11 protein-coding genes are annotated in these 11,932 nt (G+C 60.4%); 9 read left to right on the top strand and 2 right to left on the bottom strand.

All coding sequences use genetic code 11. The features are described 5' to 3' along the window. The first annotated feature begins 12 nt into the window (after nt 1-12). Together ACFSKT_RS13990 and ACFSKT_RS13985 are read left to right on the top strand one after the other, a co-directional pair. Nucleotides 13-573 (top strand): nitroreductase family protein, encoded by a 561-nt coding sequence (locus ACFSKT_RS13990; RefSeq protein ID WP_377721605.1) that lies wholly within the window; start codon nt 13-15, stop codon nt 571-573. A gap of 217 nt (nt 574-790) precedes the next feature. Next, complete coding sequence (locus ACFSKT_RS13985) at nt 791-1,342, top strand: DUF1697 domain-containing protein (protein ID WP_377721604.1); 552 nt, start codon at nt 791-793, stop codon at nt 1,340-1,342. A gap of 175 nt (nt 1,343-1,517) precedes the next feature. Here ACFSKT_RS13985 and ACFSKT_RS13980 read toward each other — a convergent pair whose 3' ends face one another. Continuing rightward, a complete protein-coding gene (locus ACFSKT_RS13980; RefSeq protein WP_377721603.1) occupies nt 1,518-2,462 on the bottom strand; it encodes an aldo/keto reductase in 945 nt (314 codons plus the stop codon). A 335-nt stretch (nt 2,463-2,797) separates the two neighbouring features. Here ACFSKT_RS13980 and ACFSKT_RS13975 point away from each other — a divergent pair, with 335 nt between their 5' ends. The 7 genes from ACFSKT_RS13975 to sda all read left to right on the top strand — a co-directional run bounded on the left by ACFSKT_RS13975 (nt 2,798) and on the right by sda (nt 10,348). Further along, the gene (locus tag ACFSKT_RS13975; RefSeq protein WP_377721602.1) at nt 2,798-3,922 is read left to right on the top strand and encodes a transglutaminase domain-containing protein; all 1,125 of its coding nucleotides are present in this window, start codon (nt 2,798-2,800) and stop codon (nt 3,920-3,922) included. A 559-nt stretch (nt 3,923-4,481) separates the two neighbouring features. Then, nucleotides 4,482-5,195, top strand: coding sequence for a response regulator transcription factor (locus tag ACFSKT_RS13970; RefSeq protein WP_377721601.1), 714 nt, complete (start codon nt 4,482-4,484; stop codon nt 5,193-5,195). After that, entirely contained in the window at nt 5,192-6,343 is a 1,152-nt protein-coding gene (locus ACFSKT_RS13965) for a sensor histidine kinase (protein ID WP_377721600.1), read from the top strand. Before ACFSKT_RS13970 ends, ACFSKT_RS13965 begins: the two co-directional genes overlap by 4 nt. Before the next feature lie 109 nt (nt 6,344-6,452). Then, complete coding sequence (locus ACFSKT_RS13960) at nt 6,453-7,229, top strand: ABC transporter ATP-binding protein (protein WP_377721599.1); 777 nt, start codon at nt 6,453-6,455, stop codon at nt 7,227-7,229. After that, the gene (locus ACFSKT_RS13955; RefSeq protein ID WP_377721598.1) at nt 7,204-9,156 is read left to right on the top strand and encodes an FtsX-like permease family protein; all 1,953 of its coding nucleotides are present in this window, start codon (nt 7,204-7,206) and stop codon (nt 9,154-9,156) included. Before ACFSKT_RS13960 ends, ACFSKT_RS13955 begins: the two co-directional genes overlap by 26 nt. 129 nt (nt 9,157-9,285) lie before the next feature. Then, nucleotides 9,286-9,954, top strand: a complete 669-nt coding sequence (locus ACFSKT_RS13950) for a YheC/YheD family protein (RefSeq protein ID WP_377721597.1) — start codon at nt 9,286-9,288, stop codon at nt 9,952-9,954. A 247-nt stretch (nt 9,955-10,201) separates the two neighbouring features. Next, nucleotides 10,202-10,348 carry a sporulation histidine kinase inhibitor Sda gene (sda, locus tag ACFSKT_RS13945; protein WP_377721596.1) on the top strand — a complete coding sequence of 49 codons (147 nt, stop codon included), beginning with the start codon at nt 10,202-10,204 and terminating at the stop codon, nt 10,346-10,348. A gap of 382 nt (nt 10,349-10,730) precedes the next feature. Here the strand turns inward: sda and ACFSKT_RS13940 are convergent, their stop codons facing one another. After that, complete coding sequence (locus tag ACFSKT_RS13940) at nt 10,731-11,744, bottom strand: NAD(P)/FAD-dependent oxidoreductase (RefSeq protein ID WP_377721595.1); 1,014 nt, start codon at nt 11,742-11,744, stop codon at nt 10,731-10,733. Between the last annotated feature and the right edge of the window lie 188 nt (nt 11,745-11,932).

Here is an 11,932-nt window from a genome sequence, read left to right as displayed (position 1 = left end):
GGAGGAATCCCTATGTCCATTACAACCGCGCTGCGCAAGCGGCGGGCGGTGAGGCAGCTGCTGCCTTCCGAGGTGGAAGAAGCGAAAATCCGCGCGCTGCTGGAGGCCGCCGTGTGGGCGCCCAACGACCGGCTGCGCGAACCGTGGCATTTCTACGTCCTGCGAGGCGAATCGAAGCGTCGTTACGAGGAAGCGGCCGCGGCCTACCTGCAGGCGCGATTCCCCGCGAAGCCGAAGCTTGTGGAGGAATCGATGAAGGTGCTGCTCGGGACGCCGGTTGCCATCGCGGTCACCGCCGACATCGTGGAAGGCGACCCGGCGGCGACGCGCGATAATGAATACGCCGCGGCTTGCGCGATCCACGGCATGTGGCTGGCCGCTTCCGAGCTGGGGCTGGGTCTCGTATGGCGCACGCGCGGCATCGGCCTCGTGCACGACGGCGGCATGCACGCGCTGATCGGCGCGCCGGAAGGCCGCAAAGTGATCGGGACGCTATTCGTCGGCTACCCGGCGGAGGAGACGCCGGAGACGAAGCGGACGGATGCGGCGGCGAAGACGACCTGGTTGAATTAATTTCTGAAGGTACACGGTATGGATGATAGCCGTCTTCACGGAGAGAGAACCTCTATCGAAGGCGGCTTTTGCGTACGAGATGGACCAGCTCATACTGAGGCCTCTCATGCCGGCGTTTCGTTGGTGTTGCTGAGTAATCGCGGTCAGCGCGCCGGGCGGACAGGCTGAGTGCTGTCCGACATGCTATACTGGTGCAAAAAGGAAATGAGGGCTCCTCATGCAGATCTATATCGCGCTGCTGCGCGGCATCAACGTCAGCGGCCACAACAAAATCCCGATGGCCGAGCTTCGGACGCTGTTTCACTCGATGGGACACGGCCGCGCGCAAACGTATATCCAGAGCGGCAACGTCGTCTTCGAGGCGGAAGCGGGAGATGCGGCCGCGCTTGCGGGCCGTATCGAGGATGCGATCGAGAGCCGGTTCGGCTTTCGCGTCAGGGTCATGGTCCGCACGGCCGTGGAGTGGGACGCGATTATCCGCGACTGTCCGTACGACGCGGCGAGCCTTGGCGAAGAGGAGAGCATCCAGATGTCGCTGCTCGCGGACGACGCGCCGGGACCGGAAGAGATCGCGCGCAAGCTCGACCCCGGCAACGTGATGGACGACTACCGCGTCGTCGGGCGGGAGCTCTATCTGCTGCTGCGTCAGCGCATGTCAGCATCGAAGCTGGCGGACAATTTGGCCAAGCTTCGCCATACCGTCACGACGCGCAACTGGCGCACGACGCTTGCGCTGCAGGAGATGGCGCGCGCGATGCGGGAGGGCTAGAGACCGACTAAAGCGCGAACGAGCAGCCATCTTTTTCGAGGCGAAGGGCGCGAACGAAAACCGCCGGGGATCGCATTGCTCCCGGCGGTTTTTTGGCATGGCTGACCAGCTAAGCATAGGTCGGCTCTATGAGATTTGTTGAACCGCATGGCTTCGGAGTAGCGTCAACTCGCGCTTACTCCGCCGCGATGCCGCGAATCTCGACGAGCGTGGCGTCGTCCAGCGTGACGTCTGCGGCGGGCAGCACGCTCGTAATATGCGACGGCTTGCGTACGCCGACGATGGCGCTGGTGAGCGCCGGGTGAGCGAGTACGTAGGCGACCGCGAGCTGCGGGAGCGTCAAGCCGTGCCGTTCGGCGATTGCCTTCAGCCGTTCGGCTTTGTCGACGTTCTGCCGGAGACCCTCGCCCGTGTGGGCTTTGTTGCGGGAGCGCCAGTCGTCGTCGCTGAATTTGGTGTCGTACGTGTAATTCCCCGATAGCAGCCCGGACGTGAGCGGACTATAGGCCACGACGCCGATGCCCTTGTGCTGGCAGAACGGGAGCAGTTGGGCTTCCACTGCAGGGCGGAGGATCGAATAAGGCGGCTGCAGCGAGTCGACATGGGCGACCGCGAGCGACCGTTCCAGCTGCTCAATATTGTAGTTGGAGACGCCGATATAGCGGACCTTGCCGTCCTGCACGAGCTTTTCGAGCGCGCGCATCGTCTCTTCCTGCGGCGCGTCTTCGGCCGGCCAGTGCATTTGGTAGAGGTCGATATAGTCGGTGCCCAAGCGGCGCAGCGAGGCTTCCGCCTCGCGGAGAATCGATTCGTAGACGCCGCTGCGCGTGATCGCGCCGGCTTCGTCCCAGACGAGGCCGCATTTGGTAGCGACGATCGCGTTCGGACGGTCGCTTCCGAGCGCCTTGCCGAGCACTTCCTCGGAATGGCCGAGCCCGTAGACGGCGGCCGTGTCGTAGAACGTCACGCCTGCGTCGAGGGCGGCGCGCACGCTTTCGATCGACAGCGCATCGTCCTGCTCGCCCCAAGCGCTCGCCCAGCCGCTTCCGTCGATGGCCCATGATCCGAAGCCGATGACCGAAATTTCCGGTCCTCTCTTGCCAAGCTTGCGGTATTTCATCCTTCTCGCACGCTCCTTCATCCTTCAAATTAATCGAAATGCGGGTGGGCTGCTGCATGTCCTCTTACCCTGAAGCTGGTTCATTTTAACATAAGTCCTCCTCGGTTGGAAACGGTTCCCTGGTTCGGCGCTTGCAGCCTCATTTGCGCAAAATACGTCGATTTGGTGAACGTCAGGCGAAGACGGTACTAGTCCGGTGCTTCGCGCGTATGGATAAACGAAGGGCGCGGGCAAGCTTTCGCGAATAATTGGCAGCCGGTCGATGCGCCCAAATCCGCCGATTGATGCTAGAATGAGAGAGACACCCTAAGACATGATGCGAGGAGGAGCGGCAGATGAAGTTGATCAAAGGCATGCTGGCGGCGGCAATGCTGCTGGGCGCCGCGCCCGCGGCGACCGTGCTCGGACCGGTTCGGGCTGCAGAAGCAGCCGCGGTGCAAGCGACGGCCGTCCAAGCCAAAATGAGCGGAACGCTCGTGGCGGCGATCGAGAAACGGGCAAGCACGGTTACCCTGTCCTATACGGGCACGAAGACCGCGCTCAAGAACGATTTGAATCGGGCCCTCGACGCCGCGCTGGCGTCGGATGATTATTTGCATTATATCGTGAAAAGCTACGCGACCTCGGCCGTCATCTCCGGCACGAGCGCCAAAATAACCGTGAAATTCACCTACTGGGAATCGCTCGCCCAGACCAAGCAGGTGAAGCAGAAAGTCGCGCAGGCGCTGGACGCTATTTTGACGACCGGGATGAACGATCATCAGAAAGCAAAAGCGATTCACGACTGGATCGTGACGAACATCGCCTACGATACGACGCTGGTGTCGCATTCGGCGTTCGACGGGTTGAGCAAAGGCCGGACCGTCTGCCAAGGCTATGCGCTGTTGACGTACGAGATGATGAAGCAGGCCGGCATTCCGGTTCGCATCGTGGAGGGCAGCTCGCGCGGCCAATCCCATGCGTGGAACCTGATCCAGCTCGGCGGCCAGTGGTACCATATGGATACGACGTGGGACGATCCGGTGCCGGACGTGAAGGGGCGCGTCGTGTACAATTATTACAACGTCACCGATGCCCAGCTGCGGGCCGACCACACCTGGAAGGCGGCGAATTATCCGAAGGCGATCACGGCCTACGACGACACCCTGAGGACGTTGGCGCAGACCGATGCCAGCCGCGCCGCTTTTTATGACAATCTCTATTTGGGCATGGGCTTTGCGTATATGGACGAAGACTACACGGTGACGACCTTGCAGGGACTGAAGGATAAAATCGCCGCCGCGATCGAGCAAGGCGAAACGTCCGTGGTCCTCCGCTACACCCGCGGCGCGACCCTCGCTTCGGATATGAAGAAGGCGCTCTCGGCCCAGACGGGCATTACGCGGTACAGCTACACGCACGAGTCGTTCGCGCGTACGACCATGAACGACAAACTGGTTCGGTTGACGCTCGTGTATTAGCTCGTTTCGACATCGCATTATTTGACCGCGGCTGCCTCGTTGCAGCCGCGGTTTTTTCGTTGCCTTCCCCAAAATGATCCTTCCCCAACACCTCCACTGAGGGCAATGCTGTCAGGTTAAGGAAAAACGTCCGCGCTGAAGCTACACGAGGTATATAGTTGACAGGCATATGTCTTAGGCCTGACTTCAAAACCCACTGAAGCTTTGTCCGCCAGGACAAAAGCGTGCCAACTCGAAAGCATCCGCCTACCACCAACCAGCGTGAAAGCACGAAAAAGGGAGTCCAGAGGGCGAAGCCCTTTAGTTCCCCTCGGCGGAGGGGGAAGGGGCGAGGGAGAAAGGGGGATCTGAAGGGGCGAGGGAAAAAAGGGGGATCTGAAGGGGCGAAGCCCTTTGGTTCTCTATGAGAGGCTCGCCGGACGCCCGACGAGCCGCCGGGATTGAGAGAAGCTGGAAAAGCCGCTAGAATAAAGATTCGACAAGCGGTGACGAATTCAACGAGGCGAACGCGCGGAATGCGCGAGGCGCCCGGAACCACGCACGGGAGGAGAGGACCGGGATGTATCGCATTTTCATCGTGGAGGACGACGATAAAATCGGCGAGCTGCTGCGCAGGTCGCTCGTCAAATACGGCTTCGAAGCGCGCGTCGCATCGCGCATGCAGGAGCTGAAGAAGGAAATGGAGGAGTGGGGGCCGCATCTCATTCTGCTGGACATTCATCTGCCGCACTATGACGGTTACTACTGGTGCAGGCAATTCCGCACGGTGACCAGCGCGCCGATTATCTTCGTCTCGGCTCGCTCGGGCGAGATGGATCAGGTGATGGCGATCGAGAACGGCGGCGACGATTACGTGACCAAGCCGATCCCGCTCGATCTGCTGCTCGCGAAGATCAAGGGCCTGCTGCGCCGGGCATACGGCGAATATGCCGCCGTCCCCGCGCAGCAGACCCCGGGAGGCGGAGAGCTGCACGCGGGCGGCCTGCTCCTCCATCCGGCGCGCAGCGAGCTGGAATGGGAGGGAAGGCTGATGGCGCTGACGAAGAACGAATGCCTCCTCGCCGAGTGTCTGCTGAAGCAGGAAGGACGCGTCGTCGGCCGGGAACGGCTGCTCGAGACGTTGTGGGACGACGTGCAGTTCGTGGATGACAACACGCTCACTGTCAACGTTACGCGGCTTCGCCGGAAGCTGGAGGAGCTCGGGCTGCCGGGCGTCATCGAGACGGTGCGGGGCGCGGGTTACAAGCTGAACATGAAGGGAGCCGAATCATGAGCGGCTATACGGAACGCGAGGGACGGGAATCCGAGGAGGACGCGGGTGGCGGATTGGGGCACGGCACGCCATTCGAAGCAGCAGCGGACGTCTCGCTGACGTTTGCCCGTTATCTGGCGGACAAGGCCTGGTACATCGCGGCTTTCCTACTGGCGCTTGCGCTCTCGGAGACGGCGCTCGTGCTTGCCCTCGCGAGCCAAGGCTTGAAGCCGGACGCGGCGAGCATCGTCTATGCGTTCGTGCTGGCGCTGTTCTTCCTGCTCGTCTGGCTGCTGGCGGATTATGTGCGCCAGCGGTCGTATTTTCGCGAGCTCGGCGAAGCGCTGCGCGCGGGGAAGCTCGAAGCCGCGCTGCAGATCCGCTCTGGCGTTACACGCGACCAGCTCGCCGTCCAGCGGCTGATCGCCCGCCAGCACGAGGCCTATATGGACGAGCTCGGCCGCTATCGACGGCAGCAGGAGCTGCATCGGCATTTTACCCATCAATGGGTGCACCAGATGAAGACGCCGGTATCGGTCATCGACCTGCTCGCCCAGCAAGGCGGGGAGGAGACGGAAGCGGGCGACAGCTTCGCCAGCATCCGGGAGGAGGCGGACCGGCTGACGCAGGGGCTTGATTTGATGCTGTATACGGCGAGGCTGTCCAAATTCGAATTGGACATGCACGTGCGCAAGGTGCGTCTGGAGGAGCTGGCGCGGGAGGTGGTCAACCGTCATAAGCGGCTGTGCATCAAGCACGGGATCTATCCGCAGGTCGAAGGAAGCGCTGCGGTCGAGACCGACGAGAAGTGGATGGCGTTCGCGATCGGCCAGCTCGTGACGAACGCGATCAAATACAGCGCGCCCAAGCCGGGCGCCAAGCGGCTGCATATCCGAATCGCGCAGGAGCCGGACGGATCGGCAATCCTCGGCGTGCGCGACGAAGGCATCGGCATCCCCGCCCACGAGCTGCCCCGCGTGTTCGATCCGTTCTTCACGGGGGAGAACGGTCGGATCGTCGGGGAATCGACCGGCATGGGGCTGTACTTGGCCAAGCTGGTCTGCCGGAAGCTGGGACACGCCATAACGGCCGAATCCGAGCAAGGAAGCGGCACGGCCGTTACGATCGCCTTCCGTTCGCGAACCTTGCACCGTATCGAGGAGAGGTGACAATATTGTAAGGTTTCGCCTGCCGTTTGCAAGCTGATTCGATGAGGGGGACGGCTTCCCTGGCGGTATACTGGTCCCATAAGAACCAAGCGAAGGGAAGGAATGGGTCATGACCGTATTACGCACACAAGCGCTGTGCAAGACTTACGCGAGCAAAGGCAGCGTCGCTTACAAGGCGCTGGAAGACATCGACCTCGAAGTGGGAGCAGGGGAATTCGTCGGCATTATGGGACCGTCTGGCAGCGGGAAGACGACGCTGCTGAACCTGCTGGCGACGATCGACAAGCCGACCTCGGGCAGCATCTGGATCAACGGCACAGAGCCGGTCCGTCTGCACGAGAAGCAGCTGGCGCTGTTCCGCAGGCGGGAGCTCGGCTTCGTCTTTCAGGACTTTAACCTGCTCGATACGCTGTCGATCAAGGAGAACATCGTGCTGCCGCTCGTGCTCGAGGGCACGCCGGTGAAAGAGATCGAAGCGCGTCTTACGCCATTCGCGGAGCTGCTGGGCATTGCCCCGATTCTGAACAAACGCACCTACGAGGTATCCGGCGGGCAGAAGCAGCGGGCGGCGATCGCGCGGGCGATGATCCACAAGCCGTCGATTCTGCTGGCCGACGAGCTGACCGGCAACCTCGACTCCAAGGCGGCGAAGGACGTCATGGAATCGCTCAAGCAGATGAACGAGCGCTTCGCGGCGACGATCGCGATGGTGACGCACGACCCGTTCGCGGCCAGTTACTGCGAGCGCATCGTGTTCATCAAGGACGGCCGATTGTTCTCCGAGATTCGCCGCGGATCGAGCCGCCAGCTGTTCTTCCAGCAAATTTTGGACGGACTCAGCGTGTTGGGAGGGAATTTCGATGACATTCCGTTCGCTCGCGCTTAGCAGCATCCGCGGCAATTGGCGCGCCTACGGCGCCTTCTTCCTGAGCAGCGTGTTCTCCGTGCTCGTCTTCTATATGTACGGCGCGTTCCTGTTCCACCCGGACGTCATTAACGGCCATATCGAGCAGGCGGAGAAGGTGCGCAAAGGGATGGAGGCGTGCGAATACATCGTCGTCGTCTTTTCGTTCTTCTTCGTGCTGTACGCCAACTCGGCCTTCCTGAAGACGCGCAAAAAAGAGTTCGGCCTGTATGCCCTATTCGGCATGACCCGCCCCCAGCTGCGGCGGATGCTCATGCTGGAGAGCCTGTTCATCGCCCTGCTCGCGATCGCGGCGGGCATCGGCATCGGCATTCTGCTCAGCAAGCTGTTCTTCATGGCGATGGCGCTGCTGCTCGGCGTCGAGAATCCGATCCGGTTCTTCGTGCCGATGAAGGCGGTGGCGCTCACCGTCGGCGGCTTCCTGCTCCTGTTCAATGCGCTCAATTGGATCGGCGCGCTGCGGGTCGGCCGGACGGAGATCGTCGATTTGCTCAAAGAGGCGAGCAAGCCGAAGAAGGAGCCGGCGTTCAGCGTCTGGCTCGCGGCGCTGGGCTTAGCCTCGCTGGCCGGCGGTTACGCGCTGGCCGTGCTCATGAACATGGGAACGTTCCTCATGCTGACGCTGCCGATTCTGTCGCTCGTGTTGGTCGGCACCTACTTCCTATTCACGCAGAGCAGCGTGGCCATCCTGCGCCTGTTGAAGCGGAACAAGGGCATCTTCTACAATCGCACGAACATGATCGCGCTCGCCCAGATGGCGTTCAAGCTGAAGGATAACGCCCGCATCCTGTTCATGGTGACGATTCTAAGCGCCGTCATTATGACCGCAGCGGGAACCTTGTATGTCTTCAAAGAGAACGGCCGCGCGCAGCTCATGTCGCATGCCCCGCATACAATCGGCTACGTGGAGAAGGGGCGGAACGTCCACGAGGTCATCGAACCGGACAAATTGAGGCAGATCCTGCTCGCCGACGGGCGGAAGATCGCCTACGAGATCCAGGTGGCCGGCATCGCGACCGAAGCGATGCGGGGGGCCAAGGGAGGCGTGTTTCGCCCTGGCGTGGGGGAGATCAACGCGGCGGTCATCGGCATCTCGGAATATAACCGGGTCGCCGCGCTGACCGGGCGCGACCAAGCGACCGTAGGCGCGGGCAAGGCATTCCTCGTGTACCCGTACGTCGAGATGAAGGATACCGGCTTGTACAAGGGGAAGGCGATCGAAGCGAAGCTGAACGGCAGCTGGATGACGTTCGACCTGGAGCCGACGCGGGCGGGAGCCGTGCTGACACCGGTGGGCATCTACACGTATTTACTGGTGGTGGACGACAAGACGTACGAGTCGCAGCTCGCGCGGACGCCGCCGGAGCAGCAGGTCGTCAGCTACGGCGTGGAGCTGGAACAATGGGAAGAGGCGCTCGCCACGATGCAGAAAGTGAAGGCCGCCATTCCGGAGGAGATGCGCCATCAGGCCATGACCAACCGGGTGGAAGGCTACCTGTCCATCAAGGAAACGAGCTCCCTCACGCTGTTCGTCGGCTTGTTCGTCAGCCTGCTCTTCTTCATCGCTTCCGGCAGCATGCTGTACTTCAAGCTGTTCACGGAGATGAAGGACGACGAAGCGCAATTCAGGGCGCTCACGCGCATCGGCATGACGGCCGGCGAAATCCGGCGGGTCGTCCTGGCGCAGGTATCCGTCATCTTCTACGTGCCGGTGGCCGTCGGCATCCTGCATACGCTGTTCGCGATGATAGCGCTGGATAATCTATTGAGCGGCCAAATCTATCTCTATGCCGGCATCGTGATTGCCATCTATATCATCATGCAGTCCGTCTACTTCATGGTCGCCTACCGGACGTACATGACCAACATGCTCAAAGCCGCGGTTTAACGCCGCTTCGCAGGCAGACGACTCTACCAACCTTTCGAATCAGGCGGGTTGCCGATGGCAATCATCCAAGAGATTCCTATCTCCGCGGCATATGCTATTCCATGTCAACAGACGGGAGGAGCGAGTGAGATGGAAGAGCTCGGAAGACAGCTGGCCAGCAAATGGGACAAAACGGCGGCGCTGTTGTCGCATCCGCGGATCGCGCCGCATATCCCGCCGACGCGTCTGCTAACGGAGGCTAACCTGAGGAGCATGCTCGCCGCGCACGGCATGGTCGTCGTGAAGCCGGTCAAAGGCGCGGGCGGACACGGCGTCATCAAGGTCACCAAGAGCGGAAGCGGTTACGCGTATACCTACTACACCAAGAAGAAGCATTTTGCGTCGTTCGGCGAGATGTACCGTTCGCTGGACCGGATGCGCAAAGGGCGGCGTTATTTGATCCAGAAGGGCATTCGGCTGGCGACGATCCAAGGAAGGCCGGTCGATTACCGGGTGAAACATGTGAAGGAGAATGGGGCTTGGCAGATCAGGGCGATCGTGGGCAGATGGGCCAAGCCCGGGTTGTTCGTGACGAATCTGTGCCGGGGCGGGCAGCTGCTATCCGGCTCCGAAGGGATCCGCCGTTCGTTCTCCGCAGCGGCCGTGGCCGGCAAGAAACAGAAGATGCGCGAGCTGACCCGGCTGGGCACGGAGGTGCTGGAGACGCGCTTCCCCGGCCTCGGTCAGCTTGGCTTCGATTTCGGCATCGACCAGCGCGGGAAGCTCTGGATTTTCGAGGTCAATACGAGGCCGCAATAAGAGAGGTCAATAGATTACGTTAATAGGCTAAGAAATATTCATTAAAGTTTTTTATTGGAAAATGATCCTCCACAGCTGTGCATAACCGTATCCACATTATCCTCATTGCCATTCCTGTTTTTTCCTCTAATACCCACAATATACACACATGCTGTCCACATGTAACTGTGGATATCTCGAACGCTTGTTCTACTTTTGGGGACATGCTAAGATGGGTCAGGAAGAAACAGGAAGGGAGTGTGGAACCATGGAGATTCTGTCTGACGAGCTGCTCATGGATGCTTATCAAGCGGCCATGCAGTTCAACCTGGAGCCCGAATTTATCCAACTGCTCGCTGCCGAAATCAAGCGCAGGCAGATCAACCCGGACAACTTGCATCGAATTACCGCCTAGAGATACAACCGCTAGCGAATGCACTCGGTACGCTAGAATCAAGGCTCGCTTGCACGCCATTGCTTAACTGCCGTCTCCTCGCTCATTCCGCATACGGGGCAGCTAACGAGATGTTTGCAAGTTAACTCCGAGGAGAAGACGCTGGTTGCCACCGCATCGGTGTCATGCAAGTGGGGATCTGGCTCGTACGGCGAATACGGACCGACATAATCCGAGAGCCGTCCGCAGTCCGCAGCAGGCTGGCCGCATGAGCGGCATAGCGCAAATAAGGATTCCAGACCATTGCATACCGGACATAACATAAAGGGTATCCTCCTTGTTCAGCCGCCTCTTCGGGATGCGGCGCCCAAGCGGTAGGATACCCTCTTTCGTTTTCCTTCATTTATAATTTCATGCTGCTGCTATGGCCGGGCGAAAGCTTGGCCGTCGGATCGATATATACCTTGGCGTTATTAACCGCGGTGGGCGCTTCGCCGAAGCCGACGGCAATCAGCTTCAACTTGCCGGGATACGCGGTAATATCGCCCGCGGCGAAGATGCCGGGGACGCTTGTTTCCATCCGGGAATCGACGACGATAGACCCGCTTTCGATCGCGATGCCCCACTCGGCGATCGGGCCGAGCGAGGAGACGAAGCCGAAGCTGACGATGACGGCGTCTGCCTCAAGCTCGGTCGTCTCGCCCGTCTTGACGTCCCGCAGAACAACGCGTTCGATCGCGTCCTTGCCATGCAGGGCGGCAATCTCGCAAGGCGTCATCACGCGTACGCTCGATTGCTTGAGCAGCTCGACGCTGTGCTCGTGCGCGCGGAATTTATCGCGGCGGTGGATAAGCGTCACGCTGGCCGCGATCGGCTCCAGCATGAGCGACCAGTCGACGGCCGAATCGCCGCCGCCGCTGATGAGCACACGCTTGCCTTGGAACCGGCTGGCCTCCTGAACATAATAATGCAAGCCGCGCCCCTCGAACCGGACCGCCTCGGCAAGCTCAAGGCGGCGCGGCTCGAACGCGCCGACCCCCGCCGTCACGATCACCGCTTTGGCGCGGTGGATGCCGCGGTCGGTCCGGATTTCGAATTGACGCTCTCCGTGTTTGATCACATCCAGCACCTTCTCTTCCAGGCAGACCTCGGGGCGGAAGTGCCCCAGCTGCGCCTTGAGCCGGTCGACGAGCTCCCGGGCGGTCACTTTCGGGAAGCCCGCGACGTCGTAAATGTACTTCTCGGGATAAAGGGCCGCCAGCTGGCCGCCTAGTTCGGGCATGCTGTCGATCAGCTTCACCGAAGCTTGCCGCATGCCGCCATAGAAGGCGGCGAACATGCCGGCCGGACCCCCGCCGATAATGGCCAGATCGACCGTATGATTGTCATTGCCGTTGGTATTGGCGTTGTCGTACAAGTTAAACACCTCCGCGATCTTGAATATACTACCAATACGCCCCGATGAAGTTGTTCAGAAGGGGTTGATGAAATTTGTGAAATTGGATATAATTCTAAAGTTTTTCGTATATTTTTACCCTTGAAACTTAACTGAAAAATTTGTATCATGTGTGATATTAAATATAGGGTGTATAATAGCGTCTTTAT

It is taken from the genome of Paenibacillus xanthanilyticus (genome assembly GCF_042682185.1).
Lineage (GTDB): Bacteria > Bacillota > Bacilli > Paenibacillales > Paenibacillaceae > Paenibacillus_Z > Paenibacillus_Z xanthanilyticus.
The sequence above is the reverse complement of the archived record's forward strand: the minus strand, read 5'-3'. Positions and strand labels throughout refer to the sequence as shown.